The sequence below is a fragment of the Lysinibacillus sp. NPDC093197 genome (genome assembly GCF_044754025.1).
In the GTDB taxonomy this organism is placed as follows: Bacteria; Bacillota; Bacilli; order Bacillales_A; family Planococcaceae; genus Lysinibacillus.
Genome location: NZ_JBIVOH010000004.1, coordinates 284488 through 305776, shown reverse-complemented (window position 1 = coordinate 305776; position 21289 = coordinate 284488). Strand labels below are relative to the sequence as shown.

Sequence of the window (21289 nt, the reverse complement as noted above, 5' to 3'; positions counted from 1 at the left end):
GATGGTCAAATTGAAAGTCGCAATTTTAGGCTCAGGTAATATTGGTACAGATTTAATGTACAAAATTGAGCGTAGTGCGTATTTAACGATGAGTGTCATGGTTGGAATAGATTCTACATCGGAAGGCATTCGACGGGCGAAGGATCGTGGTTATCATACAATTACAAATGGGATTTCGGGCTTAGTTGCATGTCCTGAGCTTTTTGATATTGTGTTTGACGCGACAACTGCCAATGCGCATACGTTGCATAGTGAGCAGGTACTTGCTCTTGGCAAAAAGATAGTCGATTTGACGCCAGCAGCTATCGGGCCATTTGTTGTGCCTTGTGCAAACTTAGAAAAATATATGGACGTTGACAATGTCAATATGGTGACTTGCGGGGGGCAAGCAACGATTCCGATTGTCTATGCCATTAACAAAGTGGCGGATGTCGCTTATGCAGAAATTGTTGCAACAGTTGCAAGTAAAAGTGCAGGACCAGGCACACGGGCTAATATTGATGAATTTACACGGACAACAGCAAGGGCAATAGAAGAAGTAGGCGGAGCAAAAAAAGGCAAAGCTATTATTATTTTAAATCCTGCGGAGCCACCAATTATGATGCGCGACACTGTACATGTATTAGTAAATGAAGTGGGCAAGGAAGAAGAGATTACAAAAGCGATTGAAGATATTGTGTGCGCTGTACAGCAATATGTACCTGGATATCGCATGACAAGTGCGCCAATTTTTGACGGTAATCAAATTTCAATTTTTATAGAAGTTGAGGGGGCGGGGGATTTCTTCCCACCGTATTCAGGAAATCTTGATATTATGACGGCGGCAGCTGTACAAGTTGGTAATCAAATGGCTAAGCAGCAACATGAAACAGTTAAGTCGAACTAATGGAGGTGAGCATGATGACAAAACAACTAACAGTGTTAGATGTTACATTGCGGGATGGCAGTCATTCTATGCGACATGCATTTACAGAACAGCAAGTAAGAGACGTAGCTAGAGGTTTAGGAGAAGCAAAAGTGAAGTACTTTGAGGTTTCCCATGGCGATGGATTAGGTGGCTCTTCTTTGCAATATGGCTTTTCAAAAGTGGATGAACTGAAGCTAATTGAAGCAGCAAAGGAAGAATGTGGCGATGCTGCGATTTCAGTATTAATATTACCTGGCATTGGGCTAAAGGAAGATTTAAAAAATGCAGTGAAGGCTGGCGCTAAAATGGCGCGCGTTGCAACTCATGTAACCGAGGCAAATGTTGCTGGTCAACATATTTATTTAAGTAGAGAGTTAGGATTGAAAACAGTCGGCTTTTTAATGATGGCACATATGGCTCCAACATCAGTAATAGTAGAGCAGGCGAAATTATTTGAGAGCTATGGGGCTGAAATTATATATGTAACGGACTCAGCAGGTGCTATGCTACCCAATGAAGTGAAGGAGCGGGTAGCTGCGCTAAAATCTCATGTTTCTTGTGAAATTGGCTTTCATGCGCATAATAACTTATCACTAGCTATGGCAAATACGATGGCTGCAGTTGAAGCAGGTGCTACGTATGTGGATGGTAGTTTACGCTGTTTGGGAGCAGGAAGTGGCAATACTCAAACTGAAGTAATGGTTGCAGTTTTTAATCGTCTAGGTTATGAAACTGGCATTGATTTATATAGAACAATAGATGTTGCGAATGAAGTAGTAGCACCATTTATGCCACGGTCACAGGAAATAACAGGGTCTAGCTTAATGATGGGCTATGCTGGTGTGTATTCAAGCTTTTTATTATTTACTCAGGAGGCTGCGAAAAAATATAACGTAGATGAGCGTGAAATTTTAGTGGAACTTGGCAAAATGAAAGCCGTTGGTGGTCAAGAGGATTTAATAGCAGAAATAGCTCGTAATATAGCAAATGCTAAGCAGACAGTATAAGTAGAATGGAGGAACTCGCAATGATGAAAACCGATACGCTAGAGCAAATTGCGTATGAATTATATCTAGCAGAGCGGGATGTCTATGAGGTTACGAAGTTTGTTGAGCAATATCCAGAATTGACTGTAGAAACTGCCTATGAAATTCAAGCCAAACTAATTGAACTAAAGTGTAAACATGAGCAGACAACCATTTCAGGATTCAAGCTTGGCTTAACAAGTAAAGCTAAACAGCAAATGATGGGTGTTCATGAGCCTTCATACGGTGTGCTATTAGCGAATATGGCGTTAAATGTACAACAACCGATATCGTTAAAATCACTCATTCATCCGAAAATTGAACCTGAAGTTGCCTTTGTGTTTAAGCAGGATTTAATTGGTCCGGTAGTTACTGTTGCACAAGTACTGACCGCGACTGAGTATATTGCTCCTGCCATGGAAATAATTGATAGTCGCTATTTGAACTTCAATTTTACATTACCGGATGTAATTGCTGATAACTCATCTTCCTCTCGCTACATAGTGGGTTCGCAAAAATATACGTTAAGTGAAGTTGATCTAGTCAATATGGGGTGTATTTTTTCACAAAATGATGAAATTATTGCAACGAGTACGGCAGGATCTGTTATGGGGCATCCAGCAAGAGCAATAGCGTGGATGGCAAATAAATTAATTGCTCGGGGCCAGCACATTCGAGCGGGAGATGTTGTACTTAGTGGTGCACTAACAGGCTCTGCGACAATGCGTTCAGGCGATAGCTTTAGCGTAAGTTTTGACGGTATGGAACCATTATCTGTTCAAGTTGAGCTATAGATAAGGAGGAGACGATATGCCATTTATTCAAGTAACATTCATTGAGGGCCGTACATCTGAACAAAAGGAACAATTAATTGAAGAAATCAGTAAAACGGTTTCATCGGTGTTTGATGCACCGCTTGAAACGATTCGTGTATGTTTAAATGAAATCCCAAGTTCTCATTGGGGAATATCAGGAAAGTCCATCCAACGTCGACAAAATGAAGAGTAAGGAGTGGTCTATCATGGCGAATACACAAACGAAATTGAAAGAAGTAAAACTATTTATTAATGGGGAATATGTAGAATCTTCTTCTCAAACATTGTTCGAGGTGAAAAATCCTGCTACTCAAGAAATTATTGCACAGGTACACGAAGCAAGTTTTGAGGATGTAGATCGTGCTTGTGAAGCTGCGCGTCAAGCTTTTGAAGAAGGGCCTTGGCGAACAATGCCATTATCGGAGCGCTGTGCAAAAATACGGCGGATGGCTGAAATCATTGTTGAACGTAAAGAGGAGTTAGCACGCTTAGAGGCTTTAGATGTAGGGAAGCCTTACCAGGTTGCATTAGAACGTGAAATACCTCGGGCAGCGGAAAACTTGAAATTTTTTGCGGATTTTATGGAGCACCAAGGTGGCGAAGTATACCCAATGGACGATGCGTATTTAAATTATACGCGCTATGAGCCAGTTGGGGTTGCTGCATTAATTACACCGTGGAATTTACCTTTTATGCTCACAACATGGAAGCTTGGCCCATGTTTAGCTTCAGGAAATACAGCAGTTATAAAACCAGCAGAAATTACACCATTAACTGTATCGTTGCTTGGTGAGATTGCACAACAGGCTGGAATCCCGGATGGGGTCGTTAATGTTGTGCATGGCTTTGGTGTACAGTCAGCAGGAGAATTTATGACTACACATCCTGAAGTCGATTTAATTTCTTTCACGGGGGAAACAACAACAGGTAAAGCCATAATGAAAAATGGCGCAGATTCATTGAAAAAGGTATCGTTTGAATTAGGCGGAAAGGCAGCGAACATCATTTTTGAAGATGCGAATTTGGACAAAGCCATTCCTGTATCAATTCAGGCGGCATTTATGAATTCTGGTCAAGTTTGTCTAGCTGGGTCACGCATTTTAGTGCAGCGTACTATTTTAGATGAATTCCTTATACGTTTTAAAGCAGCGGCATCAGCATTAGTTGTTGGCGATCCTCAAGATGCCAAGACGAATATGGGGCCAGTCGTAAGTCAAGCACATTATAACAAGGTAACGAGCTATTTAAGCATCGCTGAATATGAAAACTCTACGCTTATTTACGGAGGGGAGCGCCCTGAATTACCAGCCCATTTGAGTACTGGCTATTACTTACAACCGACTATTTATTTACAGGAAAACCCGCAAGCACGCATTTGCCAAGAGGAAATTTTCGGTCCCATTGTTACGATTATTCCATTTGATACAGAGGCAGAGGCACTTGCCATTGCAAACGGCACAGAATACGGATTGAATGCTGTAATTTGGACAGAAAATTTACAACGAGCACACCGTATTTCGCACGATGTTCGTGCAGGAACAATTTGGGTCAACTGCTGGTTTGTACGTGATTTACGTGCACCGTTTGGGGGTTTTAAAAAGAGTGGTGTAGGGCGTGAAGGTGGTCACCATAGCTTAGAGTTTTTCACGGAAGCAAAAAATATTTGTATTGCATTGAAATGATGTACAACTATTCATTAGTCCAATTTAAAAGTGTGTACCTCAGAATTGTCTCTCTGAGGTACTTTTTTTAATAAAAAATAAAAAGTAGCTAATAGCATCAGCTTTTAAATGCACAAAAAAGCAGAGAGCACGAAACTCTCTGCTAACGTAAATTTAATGATTAAAGATCAATTGCTTTTACTTCATCGATGTTTTCAAGTTGTGAAACGTATGTTAAATCTTCTTCCGTAACAACATTATCGACTGTTAGCATCATTACAGCTGTTCCACCAACTTCAGCACGCCCAACTTGCATTGTTGCGATGTTGATATCTTTTTCAGCTAGTTTTGTTGCTACGCGTCCAATCGCACCTGGTTTATCTGTGTTTTTAATGTAAAGAAGGTGACCTTCTGGTACAACGTCTACTACGTAGTTTTCGACTTTTACGATACGTGCACCAAGGCCATTTAATAATGTACCAGCAACAGTATGTGTTTCAGTAGCCGTTTTTACTTCAACTGTAATTAAGCTTGTGAAGCCTTTTGCAGTAGTTGTTTTATGTTCGTTAATTTTCATACCAATACGTTCAGATAAATAACGAGCATTGACGTCATTAACGTGATTACCATGGTTTTTAGCTAATAAACCTTTTAAAGCATTAGAAGTTAAAGGACGTACGTCATAGTTTGCAACTTCACCAGCATAAGATAGGTTAATTTCTTTAACTGGCTCAGCTGTTATTTGAGATAAGAATGAACCAAGTTTTTCAGCTAATTCAAAGAAAGGTTCTACTTGTGCAAGTAGTTCTTTCGGAATTGATGGCATATTTACTGGGTTTGTTACCGTACCTGTTTTGTAGAATTTAATGATATCGTTTGATACGTCAACTGCTACAGATTCTTGTGCCTCAATTGTAGAAGCACCTAAGTGCGGTGTTGCAATTACTTGTGGTAAAGTTAGTAATTTGTGGTCAGTCGCTGGCTCAGAAACGAAAACGTCAAGAGCTGCGCCTGCTACTTTTCCTTCAACAATAGCATCATATAGGTCATCCTCATTAATGATACCACCACGAGCACAGTTAATTATACGTACGCCCTCTTTCATCATTGCAAACTTTTCTTTGTTAATAAGGTTACGTGTTTCTGGTAGTAATGGTGTGTGTACTGTAATGAAATCTGCAGCAGCACAAATTTCTTCGACAGTAGATTTTGTAACACCTAGCTCATTAGCACGTTCATCAGTTAAGAATGGATCGTACGCCATAATGTTCATACGTTGACCTTTTGCACGGTAAGCTACTTCTACGCCAATACGACCGAAGCCAACAACACCAAGCGTTTTATTTTTAAGCTCGACCCCAACATATGATTTACGATCCCATTTCCCATTTTTCAATGTATTGAAAGCTTGTGGAATGTGACGAGCAAGAGAAGTCATCATTGCGATTGTATGTTCAGCGGCAGAGTTTGTGTTACCATCTGGTGCATTAACAACGATAATACCGTGTTCTGTTGCAGCAGCTAGGTCAATATTGTCTACACCTACACCAGCACGTCCGATTAATTTTAAGCTTTTTGCCGCTTCAATTACTTCGCGTGTTACTGTTGTTTGAGAACGAACGAGTAAGACATCAATATCAGCGATTTTTGCCATTAATTCCTCAGGTGCTAGTCCAGTATCGATAATTACGTTTAAATCTAAATCTTTTTCTTGGCGTAATGGGAAAATACCATCTTCACTTAGTGGATCAGCGATAAATACGTTAATTGTTTTTGTTGCAGTAGTCATTTGTAATTAGCTCCTTTTAAATAAAATTATTAGTGATGTCTATATGTGCAGTCCGCATTTTGTTAAATTGCGGGTTCTACATCATGCAAACAATCTTCTTTATCGAAAAATATAAAAGCCTTCCGCGCCTTACGAACACAAATATTGTGTCGTAAGGGGCGAAAGGCTGAAAAATATAGGTTCGCGGTACCACCCTTAATTACTGCTCGAAAGAATTTCGTTGCAGTCTTAGCTATATGCGTAACGTGCATGTGACGGACAGGCTTACTTTTGGTTTTCGGCTCGTCTATTCGGGAGTGGAACTATATCGTAGAAATCACTGATTTACACCAACCATCAGCTCTCTTTGGATTTTCTTTCGACTAGCGTGTCTCCGTCGTTATATTTTTGTGTGATTAAATTTGTTAACATCATAATCCCTATTGTTCACCTTTGTCAACAATTATTCAAAAAAAGATTAAAATTACTCCCTTCAAAAGTCTGAAAACTGCTTATACACGAACTATTTATACTTTAGTTGTTTTTATTGTTCGTCTTTTCACAGAGGACATTGTAAGCGCTAACGAATGTGTCAAGACAGAGAATATAGGGGTTTAGCGAGTGTAAAAAGATAAAAAGTTTTTGGAGGATAATTATATTAAATTAGATTATTTACATAAAACTTCCTCTGATTTAAGACGGAATGCGAACATTTCGTTAATGCCACATATTTGTCGAAATTATAAAACGATAAGGAGGTAAAGTGCCAATAAGAGAAGAATGTATGTAAAGAAAGATAGATTTAGATTTTTCGGGGGTGTTGGGATGAAATATGATGTAGCAATTGTCGGAGCTGGTTTAGCGGGACTAGTTGCAGCCTGTGAGTTAATCGATGCAAAGAAACGTGTACTACTGGTGGACCAAGAGCCTGAAAATTCAATGGGAGGACAGGCATTTTGGTCTTTTGGTGGGCTATTTTTAGTAAATTCACCAGAGCAAAAAAGGCTTGGTATTAAAGATAGTAAAGAGCTTGCATGGCAGGATTGGCTAGGGACTGCTGGCTTCGATCGTTTAGAAGATGAGGATTCATGGGCTTACAAATGGGCAAGGGCTTATGTAGATTTTGCTGCAGGTGAAAAATACGCATGGCTTAAATCATTAGGTATAAAGTTTTTTCCTGTTGTTGGTTGGGCTGAGCGAGGTGGCTCATTAGCGGGAGGTCACGGTAATTCGGTTCCTCGCTTTCATATTGTGTGGGGAACTGGGCCAGGGATTGTAAAGCCTTTTGCAGATAAAGTGAAAAAGGCGATAAAGGAAGGAATTATTGATTTTAAGCCGAGACATCGTGTGGATGAATTTATACAAAAGGATGGTCGAATTACTGGCATTAGTGGCACAATTTTAGCTGAAAGCTTTGCACAACGAGGAGAGCAAAGTTCACGCATTGGGGTAGGTGCTTTTTCCTATGAAGCAAAGGCAGTCGTTGTCGCAAGTGGGGGCATTGGTGCAAATATAGATTTAGTACGCAAAAATTGGCCAGCTCGACTTGGCACTCCGCCAAAAAATATAGTATGTGGCGTACCAGCTTATGTAGATGGTCGCATGTTAGAAATTACTGAACATGCGGGTGGTCGTATCGTCAATCGTGATCGGATGTGGCATTATACAGAGGGTTTAAAAAACTGGGACCCAATTTGGCCAAACCACGGTATTCGTATTCTGCCAGGTCCATCATCTTTATGGTTTGATGCTGAGGGAAATCGCTTTGGAGCACCGAACTTTCCAGGGTTTGATACATTAAGTACGTTAGAGGCCATACAAAAAACAGGTTATGATTATTCATGGTTTATTTTAACGGAAAAAATCATTGAAAAGGAGTTTGCTTTATCAGGTTCAGAACAAAATCCCGACTTAACGAATAAAAGCATATCAGAGTTAATGAAACGCATTTTACCGGGTCCACCTGCACCGATCCAAGCTTTTAAAAATCATGGTGAGGATTTTGTTATTGCAAACGATTTAAAGCAGCTAGTAGATGGCATGAACAAGCTTGCAGGAAATGAATTGCTTGATTTTCTTAAAATTAAAGAGCAAATATTAGCTCGGGATCGTGAAATGGACAATAAATTTACGAAAGATATACAGGTAAATGCAATACATGGAGCAAGAAATTATATTGGTGATAAAGTAGTGCGGGTTGCAAAACCACATAAAATTTTAGATACAAAAAATTGGCCCCTTATTGCAGTACGATTAAATATTTTAACCCGCAAAACATTAGGGGGCTTACAGACGAATTTAGATGGAGCTGTATTTGGCATGGATGGACAACCGGTACCAGGGTTATTTGCAGCAGGAGAAGTTAGTGGTTTCGGAGGGGGCGGTGTACATGGTTACCGCGCATTGGAAGGAACGTTTGTCGGAGGATGTTTATTTAGCGGACGACAAGTTGGCCGCTTTTTAGCACAACAATCATAAGTGCCAGGCACTCAAACAATTTTGAATTCTTATGGCGTAGCCATAATCTAAGAAAAATCCTATGGGAACGCACGCAAAGTAAGCCACAACAGACGGCGCGATTGCGACGGTTGCGGCTTACGATGTGCTGCGTGAAGTGCCAGGCACCCAAACAATTTTATTTTTGAACTTGTGCAATTTTTGCTATTTGTTCTTCTACTTGCTCTTTTGTCCATTCATTTTCTTCAACGAAAAAATTACGTTTTGCGCGACGGCAATCGTCTGAACAGCTACGCATATAAAATGCCTCGTGCTTTTCCTCACATAGCATTAATTTGTGGCACTCAGGATTAGCGCAGTTTGTATAGCGTTCTGTTGGTTCGCCTGTAAAATAGTCCTTACCAATCACCACATGCTCGACCTGATTAATAGGCACACTGCGGCGGCGATCAAAAATAAACATTTGGCCATCCCATAATTGTCCCTTTACTTCAGGGTCTTTAGCATACGTTGCAATACCACCATGTAGTTGACCGACACTTTCACCGTAGCCTTCACGTTTTAACCAGCCAGAAAATTTTTCACAGCGAATGCCGCCTGTGCAGTAAGTTAAGATGTTTTTACCAGTAAAGTCTTCTTTATGTTCCTCCATCCAAGCCGGAAGATCACGGAAGTTTTCAATTTCAGGGCGCACCGCATTGCGGAAATGTCCTAAATCAAATTCATAATCGTTACGTGCATCTATAATAACCGTATTGTCTTCTTGCATACGAGTCATAAATTCTTTTGGTGTTAAATAATCCCCAGTTATTTCTAAAGGGTTAATATCATTTTCTAAGCCGAGGTGTACAATCTCCGTACGAGGTCGGACATGCATCTTTTTAAAAGTATGCCCTTCTACTTCATCGATTTTCCACATAATATCGCTAAAACGAGGGTCCGCTTTCATATAATTCATGTAGCTTTCAGTTTGCACAATCGTACCAGAAACTGTACCATTTATGCCCTCTAAACCTACTAAAATACGACCAAGTAGACCAATTTCTTTACATAATGCTAAATGCTCTTCGGCAAATGCTTCTGGGTCCTCAATAGCAACATATTTATAATAAAGTAATACACGAAAGTCCTTTTGTGTCACAAAAATACCCACCTTCAATTTCATTATTCGACATTAAATATAGCATAACAACGACTATTTTGCGTAGGAGAGAAGGAGTTTTCAGAAAAAACACGAATAGTACATAGTGAATGACTATTCATATTTGGGGGTGTAGGGCATGGAATTTTCAACAATTACATTAGAAAAATTAGAGCGTCGTGCTACTTTAACGCTAAATCGACCACATGCTATGAATGCGATGGATGATGTGATGATGCGTGAATTAGCAGAGTGTTTTGAAGCATTACAGCAGGAGCAAGAAATACAGGTTTTAGTTATTCGTGGGGAAGGAAAGGTCTTTTCTGCGGGCGGTGATATTAAAGCAATGCTTGATCCAAATAAGCCGCTAAATATCGATGAGGCAATGGTATATTTAACACGTATCGTCAAAGCTTATTACCAACTACCAATGATTGTTATTGCTGCGGTTCATGGTGCATCAGCAGGGTTAGGCTTTAGTTTAACACTAGGTGCTGATATCGTAGTTGCCTGTGAAAATAGTAAGCTTGCTATGAATTTTATAGGGATTGGGTTAATTCCAGATGGTGGTGGCCATTTCTTTATGAAGGAAAGACTTGGCACTGTGAAAGCGAAACAAATGATTTGGGAAGGCAAAGTACTAACAGCCGAGGAAGCACACAATATAGGCTTAATCGATTATGTTGCGCCTGAAGGATCGGTCTTTGCAGTGGCTGATCAATTAGTTGGAAAGATGCTAGCATCACCAATTGCTTCAATGATTATGACTAAAAAGGTTTTACATGCACAAAATTTGCCGCAGTTAGAGAGCGTTTTAGCGATGGAAGCTCAAGGCCAATCTGCTATGCGTAAAACGGCTGATCATTTAGAAGGCATCCATGCATTTGTTGAAAAAAGAACACCGGTCTTTGTAGGACATTAAGGCATTTAGCATGGTCCACAAGCTGAATACAAACATTAAATATTAATCCCAATGGATTTTAATACGACGCAAGCCCCATCACATAGACTTCTGTTACGAGAAAAGAGTGATTCCATTTCGGATGCTCGATCTCGTCCACAAAAGTGAAGTGGTGGGGCTTGCCGATTTATCAATTATATAACTATTTGCAAACTTTGTTACTGTGAGAGACACCTAGAGTATTTTCTACGTGTCTTTCTAATTTCGTAGTTTAAACATGGAATAATATTAATTTCCCAGAAGAGTTAACAAGGCGATGTGTTTTTTCTGCAACGCCCTTCTCTACGATTTGCTGTTGACCATTTACTTTTGCAGCTTCATCGCTTTCAAAAGTCCAAGTTTCATCAAAAAGTGTTTCCCCAGTTTTTTCAAAAGCTGTAAAACGATAATTATTCATAAACAAACCCCACCCTTTACTTGAATATATATCTATTATACATAGAAGAAATATAAACTTCACGGTATATCTAGCGAATATTTCGATAATTTACGAAAAATGTGGAAAATTTAGTACAACATGAAGATCAATAGTTCTATGATTTCGTTTCTCAACTAACATGAAGTATGATAAAATAGAACAAATATTCGCTTTCGATTGATCCTTTTGTACAGGGCATAAAGCTACAAAGCTTTGTACAAGCACAATGAAAATCTAGACGAAATAATGAACAAAGGTTTAATTAATTAGTAGAGGTGATTGGATGTCCGCAATTCGTTTTTTCCATATGGCAGATTTACATTTAGATAGTCCTTTTAAAGGCTTATTTGGATTACCTGAAAAGAATCTAAAAAAAATTCGAGCAAGTACTTTTGAAGCATTTGATAAAATTATTCAGAAGACAATCGAAGAAAGACCAGATTTCCTACTCATTGTAGGGGATCTTTATGATGGCGAAAATCGCAGTTTACAGGCACAAAGACGTTTTCAGGCAGCGATGGAGACGCTATTTGAACATAATATCCCCGTCATTGTCAGCTATGGCAATCATGACCACTTACATGGTTCTTGGACACGTTTTGCTTTGCCAAGTAATGTTTACGAATTACCAGCTGATACGAGTGTTGTACAATTAAAAATACGTGGTCAGCAAGTAAATATTTATGGTTTTAGCTATGGTGAGCGTCATGTTAAGGAATCGATGATTGATCGTTATCCTGTTGCGCAGGATCAGCATGCAATTCATATAGGTATGCTGCATGGCAGTGAAGCAAGCGATTCTACACATGCGGTATATGCACCATTTAAAAAAGAGCAACTTCTTGAAAAAAGATACCATTACTGGGCGCTTGGCCATATTCATAAACGACAGCTATTACACAACGAACCTCCGATTGTTTATCCAGGTAATATTCAAAGTAGACACCGCAATGAACAAGGAGTGAAAGGATTTTATGATGTAACCTTATCGCAAACATCTGCTAATTTAACATTTATGCCGACTTCTGCTGTTGTCTATAATATGGTGGAGGTGGATTGCACAAATGTGCTTCATGCAAATGAGTTGCTACAAAAATGTGAAGAGGCAATCGCTCATAATCGAATGGCATATGGAGCATCTGTAATTGAGCTTCATTTAAAAAATATAGATGAAGAAGCTGCAGCATTATTTGAGCATGCTTCGGTAGAAGAATGGCTTGAAACAATTCGGGAGTCAGAAGATGGGATTGAACCAATGGGATGGGTGCAAAAACTTATTTTGCATAAAGTTTCATCATCACATGAGTCGACTACTATGACTGAATCAGTAATCAGTGTAATGGAGCAGTGGGATATTTCTGATTGGAAAGATATTTTAAAGGATTTGTACCAGCATGCGAGTGGTGCAAGATTTGTAGAACCTTTAACAGAACGAGAAATTGAACATTTGAAGCTGGATGCTCAGGAGTTATTAACCGATGAAATTCAAAGGGCGTGAAAACTTTGCTAACGATACAAAAAATCCACATTTACGGCTTTGGTAAGCATGAAAATATCACAATCTCTTTGCAAGACGGTGTCACTATTTTTTATGGCATGAATGAAGCTGGTAAAACGACCATACAGCAATTTATTTTACAGATGCTTTTTGGATTTCCGACAAAGCAACAAAGCCAGCGAAAATACGAGCCAAAAACATCACCGAAATTTGGGGGGCAGCTGACTATTCTCCACCCAATATATGGTCAATGTACAATTGAACGTGTTAAAGGAAAGGCTACTGGTGATGTTACTGTATATACAGAAGATGGTATGAAGGGGCATGACGAGCTTTTAGCCAAGCTTTTATATGGCTATTCACGCGCATCATTTGAAGCGATTTTTTCATTTTCAATTCATGAACTGCAAGGTATCGAAAAAATGTCAGAGGATGAATTGACACATCTATTGCTTGCATCAGGGACAACTGGTATTCATCGGCTATCTGCGCTTGAAAAAAAATTAGAAAAAGACGCTGGAGAGCTTTTTAAAAAATCTGGTAAAGTTCCGCTCATTAATCAAAAAATCGAGTATTTAAAGCAACTTGAAAAGGCTATTAAGAAAGAACAGGCTACAATCCATACATTCGAAGATAAATCACTCAAATTACAGCAACTTGAGCAAAGATTGAAAGATTTAAATAAACAACAAAAGACACTGCAACAAGATTGGCAGCAACTTACGGTCATCAAACAGGCAATGCCACTTATTGAACAGCAAGAAACGCTACAGCAATCATATAAAAGTTATGCACATGTTCAATTTCCACCAGAAGGAATTAGACGTTACGAACAGTTAAAAGATCGACTGACGCACGAAACATTACAGATGACTCAGCTAGATGAACAATATCAAGCTTTAAAAAGGAAGCTTCAATTGACAGCAGATGAACAAGCAATTGAAGAGATTTCAAGGCTGATGAATAAAGAAGCAACTTGGAATCAGCTCCTCGTCAAAGAGCAGAACCTGAAGGACGAGCTGTTTGTACTAGAGCAAGATATTGAAGCACAGTTTCGTTTATTAGGCGTGCAGGAATTGGAAGCTCAAGCAGCCCTTTTAGAGGGAACTGTATCTTTGCAACAAGAGGAACAATTTCAGCGACAGTTGACTGTCTTAAATGAAGCTGAGGAAGAGCTCAAGTTTTATCTACAATCGTTAGAGCGAATACATGAGGAACTAGATAGCATTTCTCGACAGAAAAAACACCTTCAGCAGGAGTCATTAACAGCTGAGGAAGAACATATTTTAGCACAGTGGCCCCAGAGAAAAAGGCGCTTAGAACAATTGCGTCATGTTAAATCGCAACGCTCAAAACAGAAGCAGCCAACACTTTTTGTTATCCTTGTGTTAGCTATAAGTATTGTTGCGCTTATTTACGGTATTTTAGAAAAGAATTGGGCGGTAATGGTTATTGGTGCCATCTTATCGCTAGTATTCTTATTGTATTTAAAACAAGCGAAACAAGCTGATGATGGGCCTCCTGAGCATAATAGCCAATTACTGAGAGAACTAGAGCAAGAAGAAAATATTGTTCAAGTGTTACTTGTGAAAAAACAACGGCTTGAAGATCGTTGGATGCTAGCTAACGAGCAACAGCTTGATAAAGAACGACAGTATGCACAGCTCGAACATAAAATTCAACAAGCTGAGCAAGTAAGCGCCGAGGCAACACATATGCTGCAAAGCTTTTTGGAACGTTTTCGCTTAGAGGGAAGCGTACCGCGGTCACTTTTACCAGAGTTATTTATGCGTATTCGTGGTGTACAAGAGTTGGTAGTCAAAAAAACAAGCATATATAAGCTTTTACATGCTATACAATCTGAAAAAAATGAGCTTTATGAAACGCTACAGCAAGTTTTAAAGAATGAGTATAGTGAGCAGGAAATTTTTGTACATCTACGCTCAACATATTTAGCAATTCAGCAGGAGCAACAACAGATGTTGCAAACAAAGGAACAACTCGCTCAAATACATTCAAAAAAACAAGAAGTACAACCGCTTTTGGAAAACTATGAATCGGAAATAGCAAAATTATTTCATGACGCAAATGTAGAATCAGAAAACGCATTTTACGAGGCATATGAACAATTTCAACATCAGCAAAAGCTTCAGTCCGAACTACAAGCGATTCAATATCAATTAGCCTCATTAGATATGCAACAGCAAGAAAGCTTTTTAAGTGCGGAACAACTTCATGAAAAAATACAAGCACTGGAAGAAGTACGCAATGCCGTTCGAATAGAAATTGAACATTGCTTAGAAGAGCGGGCTGCCTTGCAGATTGAAAAGGAACATTTGCTTAACGATGAACAATATGGTCTATTGTTGCAGCAGTTTGAGCAAGAAAAAGCATTGTTGCAACAGCTAATGGAGCAATGGGCTACTAAAAAAGCGTTAGCAACAGCTATTCATGAAACATTATTCCGTTTGCGTGAAGAAAAATTACCACATGTACTTACACAGGTAAATGCTATATTCCATTCGTTAACAGGTGGTCGTTACGATAAACTTTTCATTCATGAGGAAGGCTATTTTGAGGCGCAAGCAGTTTCTGGCTTACGCTATCATGTAGCAGAATTATCACAAGCTACAAAGGAGCAGGTCTATATTTCATTGCGAATGGCATTAGCGAAAACCCTTGCAACGTCAGCGCCATTTCCATTTATAATGGATGATCCTTTTGTCCATTTTGATCGAAACCGTACAAACAAAATGGTACAATTAATGAAAGAAGTAGGATATGAACGTCAAATTTTATATTTTACTTGCCATGAAGAGATGCTCGCACTTTGGCAAAAAGAGCAAATTGTCGATCTAGGAGCACTAGCAAATGAAAGGGGAGTGACGTCAACATGAAAGGTATTACGACGCTCCAAGTTGGAGAATCAGTTGATCAATTTTTATTAATTAAACAATCGACAAAAGGGGTTACCACTGTAGGGAAGCCATTTATGTCACTGTTACTACAAGATAAAAGTGGAGATATTGAGGCGAAACTATGGGATACAAACGAAGATCATGAAAAAATGTACCATACAGAGGCGATAGTGCATGTAGGTGGAGAAATTCATGACTATCGTGGGAAAAACCAATTACGTATCAAAACAATTCGTGTGGCAAAGCCGGAGGAGGGAATTGCCGTTAATGATTTAGTTCCTTCTGCTGCTACGCCAAAAGAAGAGCTTTATGAGGAATTGACACAATTCTTCTTTGATATTAAAAATCCAAATATTTCACGTATTACGCGTGCAGCTATTAAAAAGCACCAGGATGCTATTTTAGTATTTCCAGCAGCAACAAAAAACCATCATGATTATGCATCAGGCTTATTAGACCATATGGTATCGATGTTAAAGCTAGGGAAAGCCATTGCTGATTTATATCCAACACTAAATCGGGATCTATTATATTCGGGAATTATTTTACATGATATTGGTAAGGTTGTTGAACTATCAGGTCCGGTGGCGACAATGTACACTGTAGAAGGTAATTTACTTGGTCATATTACGATTATGGTCAATGAAATTGCTAAAATTGCAAGCGAACTTGAAATCGAAGGCGAAGAAGTGATGCTCTTACAACATCTAGTGTTGTCGCATCATGGGAAAGAGGAATGGGGAAGCCCGAAAAAGCCAATGATTCAAGAAGCGGAAATTTTACATTATATTGATAACATTGATGCAAAAATGAATATGCTTACACGCGCATTAGGTAAAACAGGTCCTGGAGAATTTACAGAGAGACTATTTCCACTCGATAATCGATCATTTTACAAGCCAAATATTCAGTAAAACGAAAAGGGTTACGCCTGTATTGGCGTAACCCTTTTTCATATAGTAAAATAATTACTATTTAGATTCTTTGTCTGTGCTTTCATCTGCAGCTTTTTTAGCAGCTTCTTCATCTGCTTTTGCTTGTTCTTCACTTGTTATTGTAAAAGATTCTAAAGCTTCTTTTAATTCTTTATCAGAAGTTTTAAAGTTTGCATCTTTTGCTAATTGAGCGATGATGTCTTTTAACAATGTTTGTGCTTCACCAGTTTGTGTAAGCTTGTTTAACATTGTTGTACGAATTTTTTCTTCTTCATCTTTAAATGCGCCTACATCTTTTACATCGCGCTTTTCCGTAATTTCAATTACGTGGTAGCCGTAGCTTGATTTAATTGGCTCACTTAATGTGTTTAATGGAAGGGCATAAGCCGCATCATTGAATTCATCTACCATAGAACCAACTGTAAACCAACCTAACTCTCCGCCTTTTGCAGCAGAACCAGTATCAGTTGAGTATTCTTTTGCAACATCAGCAAAAGAAGCGCCACCTTTAATTTTTTCAATCGCTTCTTTCGCAGTTTTTTCATCTGCTACAAGAATGTGGCGACCATTTAATTCTGTTTTCATTTGCTCATAATATTTTTTTACGTCTTCTTCTTTAATTGCTTTGTCTTTTAAAGCTTTTTCTTGAAGTAGTTGTACACGTAAAGAATCTTTAAAGCCTTGTTCAGTTAAGCCGTTTTCTGCTAGTGCTTGTGCAAAGCTATCGCCGAACTGTGATGCAGTTGCATCATATTGTTCTTTAATTTCTTTATCAGTCACTTCATATTTGTCTGCTAATACTTTTTCAGTCACCATCTGTTGTAATACATAAGAGCCTGTTAAAGTTTTCGCTTTTTCGTTAAAATCAGATACTGAAATATCGCCTACTTTAGATGTAACTAATGCTTTGCTATCAGCTCCACTACAAGCACCAAGAGCTAAAATTGAGGCTGCTAATGTTAAAGATAATACAGTCTTTTTCATATGGATATTCTCTCCTTAATTCATTTCGTCCATTTTTTACTATAACATAAACGTTTTAAAAACAAAATGGTTCCCCCTTGAGTATAGCCTAAATTTCAAATTTCAAAGCGCATAGGATATAGAAAAGAAAGGGGGTGAAGTTATGAGCAACGGAGGATACGGTGGTGGCGGTGGCTACGGCTCAGGCTTTGCTTTATTAGTTGTGTTATTTATTTTATTAATTATTGTTGGTGCAGCGTTCCTATACTAATTAATAAAATGCCGAAAAGCTAAGGATATGCTATTCCTTAGCTTTTCTTATCAATATCTAGGCATTCGCTCCGCACGCTTGGGTCGAGGCCGAAAAAATTTGGCGTCAATTAATTTCCCATTGCTGCATGGATGTTTTAAATACATGACCCGCGTGCGGACTGGCGCGGATGCATCTTCATTAGACCGCGAATAAAATTTCAACATAAAATGAAACAAGTAAAATTGTAATAAGTATATTGATAGTTCGGAATATCTTTGGTTGGTTTTCTTCGGGAATTTCACGTCGCATGCACAGTGCGTAGGTCATGCGATTGATTTGAAATAAATAGAATACCGAGAATAGAACTACAATCATTAATAGCAAGTCTATTCCTCCCCTCTTTCAGTATTATTAGCATATCAAAAAACGTCAATAAAACACAAGTACAAGCGAATCAGTTAATTGTAGGTGGTACTAAAATTTCATAGCCCTTCGGCGTTTCTTCAATTTGGGCATCTTTAGGTGAATTCAACAAATACTTCACGTAAAGAATATCAATTAAACATAAACTACAATGATACGCTAAAAGTAATGTACCGTAATGTGTATAGGCAGGTAGTAGCCATGTAGCAATAACGATACTTGTATTTAACACGATAAATGGTGCAAGTAATGCGAAAATATATCGGTTTTTAGATAATGGCTCACGGATACGCATGTGCAGTACAGGAATAAAGTAAAACTGTTTCTTTATACGTAATTTGAGATGCTGACGTAAGTCATATAATGCTAGAAAGTGTAAACATTTATGAATAGGATAAAGCGCAAGGACGGCAATTACAAATAGCCAGAACAAATGATCAGTATAATACTCATCGTTAAATAAATTAAATGTCACATAGGACACGGAAAAGACAGTGAGAAAAACAATTACAGCCATCATTACAATACGTGTTGTTCCATAATGATGTTCAAGGTTTAAAATTTTCCAACAGTGCACGTTAAATATCAACTCCATAATAGGGAAGGTTCCTATTCAATGTAAATTGATTTCTATAAGATTGCAAGAGAAAGGAGGTATTTCAGAAATGTTTCTGAAATGCCTCCTTTTTTAGCATAAATTATCCTTTTACAGTTGAACGTTCTTCTAACGTGTCAAAGGAATCACGGAAGTGTTGAAATGAACGTTCAAAAATATCGATAAAGTCTTCACCGTAAATATTACGAATAACAGCCATCACATCTAAAAATTCTGGGAAACGACCATATAAATCTTTCAAAGCAAGCGAGCCCTCAAGCACAGAATGATATGTGTTATGATAATTGCTATTCATTTCAATAATAAGGTCTGTCCCTGTTTCAGTTAGCTCTACATAAGTATTACGCTTGTCATCATCGCGTTTCGAAAACTTCAGTAATCCTCGTTCCTCTAACTTTTTCGAGAAGTTAAATGCTGTTGAAACGTGCATTACACCAAATTTTGCTACGTCTGAAATGGAAGCCCCTTTTAAATGATATGAAATCCACAAAATATGGTGCTCGTTAATGTTTAAATCGTATGGTTTAATCCATTGTTGCCAATCTTTTTCAACTGCTTTCCATAAAGCTTTTGATAATTGTGCAATTCTTTGACTGTATAGCATTGCTTCTTTTTGAGTGTATAATTCCTCTGACAAAGCCATCACCTACTGCTTTCTTTAACGTTTTAAAATTATTATAGCAATAAAGAAAAAAAGTTTAAAGTTAGAAAAATTAAAAAATTGAAAAGTGGTTAAAAAATAACATTTTGATGATTATTTTTGGTAAAAAAATAGGCTTTGATATCCTTGTGTAAAACTTTATGCCTGCACTTTTTCTTGCGGTTTTTTCTTTTTATCGGTGAATTGTGCAACGTTTTTCTCGATTTCGTTAATTGAATTCTGTAATGCTTCTATTTCTTGTTGTAAATTATTCTTTGTCGGTTCGATTTCTTGCGTAAAGGTAGTAATCGATTGTTTTAGATCATTTATTATTTGTGGTATATTATTTTTTGCTTCATTTGTTAATGTGCCCACGGATTGTTTAACGTTGCTGACTTGATGTTTTACATCTTGAAGTTTTAGTTTGGCACTATCAGTATTGGAAAGTATTGTAGAACGTAATTGTTGGCCCGATTGAGGTGTTGAGAAAAGGACTGCAATTGCGCCTCCTATAATACCTGTTGTTAATCCGATTAAAAATGGTTGTGCTTTCATAGTAAATACCTCATTTCTATATTTGTTATCTTTCTTCTATTAAACCATGAAATCAGTCGATAAAAAAAGAAAAAAGAAGCTAAACGAGTGATTTTGTCTCACTGTTTAGCTTCTTCCCTTATATTAAGGCTTAAAACGTCTTACGTCCGCAACTACAATTGTTAAAAGTAGTAGTACAGTGCGGTTAGTGCTGTTTTATAATGCTTGCGAAATTGCTGTGTTGAATTTAGAACGCTTCACTAGTTTCGCAACGATAGGATAAATAATAACAAATGCTACGACGTTAAATGCAACAGCTGGTATTACAACCCCAACAAACAGCATTGCAAATGTTGCGCCTACGTTAGCGTTAAATACAAATAGGGCAACAGATAAAAAGACAGTACCTGATAAAATCGTACCTAATCCAACTAATACAGCGGATACAGCGAAATGATTCGTAACTTTTTTCAGCACGATAAGGATTGCTAAAAACACAAAACCTGTAACAGCTTTATCAATAATATTTGGGATAAAGCCTGCTGGGAAAGTTGTAAATAAACCTGAAAGCACCCCTGTTGATAAAGAAAGTAAAAAAGTTTCTTTTATCGAAGGGAACAATAAAATGCCGATAAACATCATCGTTAACATGAAGTCAGGCTTCATTCCATTTACCATACCTGGTGTGACCACATAAAGGGCAGCACCGACACCGACTAAAAGTGCCATTAACACTAGATTTTTTGTATTCATTTCTAATCTCTCCTCAACTATGCTAATCTATTTGTTTCCTAACGTGTCCTCATGACCGTTAGCGAAACTTATTTGTGATTGTACGCTAAAATTGATCGTTTGACAATAGCGTTCAATGTCCAGTTAATAAGCTGTTTTGTACTAAATTGTTTGAGTGCCTGGCACTATAAATTGGCTTTAATGCTGTCGGCTACTTCTGTTAATTGTTCTGGTGTGTATGTTTGTGTTTGCCAAATTAAGCCTAGGCCTTCTTTTTCATCGTAACGCGGAATAAAATGTAAGTGGTAGTGGAAAACGGTTTGTCCAGCTGCAGCACCGTTGTTATTAATTGTATTCATACCAATTGGGTTAAATGCTGCTTTAATGGCATTGGCAAGCTTTGGCGCGACTGCATATAAATTACGCGCTACATCTTCTGGCATTTCAAATAAATCCTGACAATGGTGTTTTGGAATTAATAATGTGTGACCTTTTGCAACAGGTGAAATGTCCGTGAATGCATAGACATGTTCGTCTTCGTAAACTTTTGTACTTGGAATTGATCCATCAATGATTTTGCAAAATAGGCAATCGCTCATTCGTAAAATCCCCCTTAAATTTTTA

The 21289-nt window shown here is 38.2% G+C and carries 21 protein-coding genes; 11 read left to right on the top strand and 10 right to left on the bottom strand.

Annotation, left to right across the window (positions count from 1 at the left end):
* The first annotated feature begins 1 nt into the window (after window position 1).
* From ACIP9G_RS13760 to ACIP9G_RS13740, 5 genes are read left to right on the top strand one after another with little or no spacing between them, the layout of a single operon-like run.
* Entirely contained in the window at window positions 2-886 is an 885-nt protein-coding gene (locus ACIP9G_RS13760; RefSeq protein WP_401020092.1) for an acetaldehyde dehydrogenase (acetylating), read from the top strand.
* Between the two features lie 14 nt (window positions 887-900).
* Window positions 901-1914: a 4-hydroxy-2-oxovalerate aldolase gene (gene dmpG, locus ACIP9G_RS13755; RefSeq protein WP_401020182.1), complete on the top strand. Its 1014-nt coding sequence runs from the start codon at window positions 901-903 to the stop codon at window positions 1912-1914.
* Window positions 1915-1934: 20 nt separating this feature from the next.
* Window positions 1935-2726, top strand: coding sequence for a 2-keto-4-pentenoate hydratase (locus ACIP9G_RS13750; protein WP_401020090.1), 792 nt, complete (start codon window positions 1935-1937; stop codon window positions 2724-2726).
* Between the two features lie 16 nt (window positions 2727-2742).
* Window positions 2743-2940, top strand: a complete 198-nt coding sequence (locus ACIP9G_RS13745; RefSeq protein WP_340822441.1) for a 2-hydroxymuconate tautomerase — start codon at window positions 2743-2745, stop codon at window positions 2938-2940.
* A gap of 13 nt (window positions 2941-2953) precedes the next feature.
* Window positions 2954-4429, top strand: coding sequence for an aldehyde dehydrogenase (locus ACIP9G_RS13740; protein ID WP_401020088.1), 1476 nt, complete (start codon window positions 2954-2956; stop codon window positions 4427-4429).
* A 160-nt stretch (window positions 4430-4589) separates the two neighbouring features.
* On the opposite strand, the gene serA is transcribed toward ACIP9G_RS13740, so the two are convergent.
* Entirely contained in the window at window positions 4590-6197 is a 1608-nt protein-coding gene (serA, locus tag ACIP9G_RS13735; RefSeq protein ID WP_401020086.1) for a phosphoglycerate dehydrogenase, read from the bottom strand.
* 804 nt (window positions 6198-7001) lie between these two features.
* Here serA and ACIP9G_RS13730 point away from each other — a divergent pair.
* The gene (locus tag ACIP9G_RS13730) at window positions 7002-8654 is read left to right on the top strand and encodes an FAD-binding dehydrogenase (RefSeq protein ID WP_401020085.1); all 1653 of its coding nucleotides are present in this window, start codon (window positions 7002-7004) and stop codon (window positions 8652-8654) included.
* 157 nt (window positions 8655-8811) lie between these two features.
* Here the strand turns inward: ACIP9G_RS13730 and trhO are convergent, their stop codons facing one another.
* On the bottom strand, window positions 8812-9774 hold the full coding sequence (gene trhO, locus ACIP9G_RS13725) for an oxygen-dependent tRNA uridine(34) hydroxylase TrhO (RefSeq protein WP_401020083.1): 963 nt from the start codon (window positions 9772-9774) through the stop codon (window positions 8812-8814).
* 139 nt (window positions 9775-9913) lie between these two features.
* Here trhO and ACIP9G_RS13720 point away from each other — a divergent pair, with 139 nt between their 5' ends.
* Window positions 9914-10696: an enoyl-CoA hydratase gene (locus tag ACIP9G_RS13720; protein ID WP_340822446.1), complete on the top strand. Its 783-nt coding sequence runs from the start codon at window positions 9914-9916 to the stop codon at window positions 10694-10696.
* 250 nt (window positions 10697-10946) lie between these two features.
* Here the strand turns inward: ACIP9G_RS13720 and ACIP9G_RS13715 are convergent, their stop codons facing one another.
* Entirely contained in the window at window positions 10947-11132 is a 186-nt protein-coding gene (locus ACIP9G_RS13715) for a YhzD family protein (RefSeq protein ID WP_173479813.1), read from the bottom strand.
* 304 nt (window positions 11133-11436) lie between these two features.
* Between ACIP9G_RS13715 and ACIP9G_RS13710 the strand changes: the two genes are divergently transcribed.
* From ACIP9G_RS13710 to yhaM, 3 genes are read left to right on the top strand one after another with little or no spacing between them, the layout of a single operon-like run.
* Window positions 11437-12651 carry a metallophosphoesterase family protein gene (locus ACIP9G_RS13710; RefSeq protein ID WP_401020082.1) on the top strand — a complete coding sequence of 405 codons (1215 nt, stop codon included), beginning with the start codon at window positions 11437-11439 and terminating at the stop codon, window positions 12649-12651.
* A 5-nt stretch (window positions 12652-12656) separates the two neighbouring features.
* Window positions 12657-15548, top strand: coding sequence for an ATP-binding protein (locus tag ACIP9G_RS13705; RefSeq protein WP_401020080.1), 2892 nt, complete (start codon window positions 12657-12659; stop codon window positions 15546-15548).
* The gene (gene yhaM, locus ACIP9G_RS13700) at window positions 15545-16483 is read left to right on the top strand and encodes a 3'-5' exoribonuclease YhaM (protein ID WP_401020078.1); all 939 of its coding nucleotides are present in this window, start codon (window positions 15545-15547) and stop codon (window positions 16481-16483) included. The genes ACIP9G_RS13705 and yhaM overlap by 4 nt, the downstream gene beginning before the upstream one ends.
* A 57-nt stretch (window positions 16484-16540) precedes the next feature.
* Here the strand turns inward: yhaM and ACIP9G_RS13695 are convergent, their stop codons facing one another.
* Window positions 16541-17488 (bottom strand): peptidylprolyl isomerase, encoded by a 948-nt coding sequence (locus tag ACIP9G_RS13695; RefSeq protein WP_340822450.1) that lies wholly within the window; start codon window positions 17486-17488, stop codon window positions 16541-16543.
* A 142-nt stretch (window positions 17489-17630) separates the two neighbouring features.
* Here ACIP9G_RS13695 and ACIP9G_RS13690 point away from each other — a divergent pair, with 142 nt between their 5' ends.
* On the top strand, window positions 17631-17738 hold the full coding sequence (locus ACIP9G_RS13690) for a YjcZ family sporulation protein (protein WP_080647610.1): 108 nt from the start codon (window positions 17631-17633) through the stop codon (window positions 17736-17738).
* A gap of 180 nt (window positions 17739-17918) precedes the next feature.
* On the opposite strand, the gene ACIP9G_RS22700 is transcribed toward ACIP9G_RS13690, so the two are convergent.
* From ACIP9G_RS22700 to ACIP9G_RS13665, 6 genes are all read right to left on the bottom strand, one after another.
* Entirely contained in the window at window positions 17919-18104 is a 186-nt protein-coding gene (locus tag ACIP9G_RS22700; RefSeq protein ID WP_010857338.1) for a hypothetical protein, read from the bottom strand.
* Between the two features lie 70 nt (window positions 18105-18174).
* On the bottom strand, window positions 18175-18720 hold the full coding sequence (locus tag ACIP9G_RS13685; RefSeq protein WP_340822453.1) for a DUF3267 domain-containing protein: 546 nt from the start codon (window positions 18718-18720) through the stop codon (window positions 18175-18177).
* A gap of 121 nt (window positions 18721-18841) precedes the next feature.
* Entirely contained in the window at window positions 18842-19402 is a 561-nt protein-coding gene (locus ACIP9G_RS13680) for an HTH-type transcriptional regulator Hpr (RefSeq protein WP_029747195.1), read from the bottom strand.
* A gap of 156 nt (window positions 19403-19558) precedes the next feature.
* Window positions 19559-19954 (bottom strand): YtxH domain-containing protein, encoded by a 396-nt coding sequence (locus tag ACIP9G_RS13675; protein ID WP_340822454.1) that lies wholly within the window; start codon window positions 19952-19954, stop codon window positions 19559-19561.
* A 195-nt stretch (window positions 19955-20149) separates the two neighbouring features.
* On the bottom strand, window positions 20150-20686 hold the full coding sequence (locus ACIP9G_RS13670) for a tryptophan transporter (protein WP_401020074.1): 537 nt from the start codon (window positions 20684-20686) through the stop codon (window positions 20150-20152).
* A gap of 164 nt (window positions 20687-20850) precedes the next feature.
* Window positions 20851-21264, bottom strand: a complete 414-nt coding sequence (locus tag ACIP9G_RS13665; protein ID WP_340822456.1) for an HIT family protein — start codon at window positions 21262-21264, stop codon at window positions 20851-20853.
* Window positions 21265-21289: the final 25 nt, after the last annotated feature.

Bases quoted from the DNA above. Each gene is read 5' to 3' on its own strand.
- ACIP9G_RS13665 (WP_340822456.1), bottom strand. From the start codon at position 21,264: ATGAGCGATTGCCTATTTTGCAAAATCATTGATGGATCAATTCCAAGT.
- ACIP9G_RS13670 (WP_401020074.1), bottom strand. From the start codon at position 20,686: ATGAATACAAAAAATCTAGTGTTAATGGCACTTTTAGTCGGTGTCGGT.
- ACIP9G_RS13740 (WP_401020088.1), top strand. From the start codon at position 2,954: ATGGCGAATACACAAACGAAATTGAAAGAAGTAAAACTATTTATTAAT.
- ACIP9G_RS13715 (WP_173479813.1), bottom strand. From the start codon at position 11,132: ATGAATAATTATCGTTTTACAGCTTTTGAAAAAACTGGGGAAACACTT.
- ACIP9G_RS13675 (WP_340822454.1), bottom strand. From the start codon at position 19,954: ATGAAAGCACAACCATTTTTAATCGGATTAACAACAGGTATTATAGGA.
- ACIP9G_RS13695 (WP_340822450.1), bottom strand. From the start codon at position 17,488: ATGAAAAAGACTGTATTATCTTTAACATTAGCAGCCTCAATTTTAGCT.
- ACIP9G_RS13760 (WP_401020092.1), top strand. From the start codon at position 2: ATGGTCAAATTGAAAGTCGCAATTTTAGGCTCAGGTAATATTGGTACA.
- ACIP9G_RS13710 (WP_401020082.1), top strand. From the start codon at position 11,437: ATGTCCGCAATTCGTTTTTTCCATATGGCAGATTTACATTTAGATAGT.
- ACIP9G_RS13690 (WP_080647610.1), top strand. From the start codon at position 17,631: ATGAGCAACGGAGGATACGGTGGTGGCGGTGGCTACGGCTCAGGCTTT.
- ACIP9G_RS13750 (WP_401020090.1), top strand. From the start codon at position 1,935: ATGATGAAAACCGATACGCTAGAGCAAATTGCGTATGAATTATATCTA.
- ACIP9G_RS13730 (WP_401020085.1), top strand. From the start codon at position 7,002: ATGAAATATGATGTAGCAATTGTCGGAGCTGGTTTAGCGGGACTAGTT.
- ACIP9G_RS13745 (WP_340822441.1), top strand. From the start codon at position 2,743: ATGCCATTTATTCAAGTAACATTCATTGAGGGCCGTACATCTGAACAA.
- serA (WP_401020086.1), bottom strand. From the start codon at position 6,197: ATGACTACTGCAACAAAAACAATTAACGTATTTATCGCTGATCCACTA.
- ACIP9G_RS13680 (WP_029747195.1), bottom strand. From the start codon at position 19,402: ATGGCTTTGTCAGAGGAATTATACACTCAAAAAGAAGCAATGCTATAC.
- ACIP9G_RS13720 (WP_340822446.1), top strand. From the start codon at position 9,914: ATGGAATTTTCAACAATTACATTAGAAAAATTAGAGCGTCGTGCTACT.
- dmpG (WP_401020182.1), top strand. From the start codon at position 901: ATGACAAAACAACTAACAGTGTTAGATGTTACATTGCGGGATGGCAGT.
- yhaM (WP_401020078.1), top strand. From the start codon at position 15,545: ATGAAAGGTATTACGACGCTCCAAGTTGGAGAATCAGTTGATCAATTT.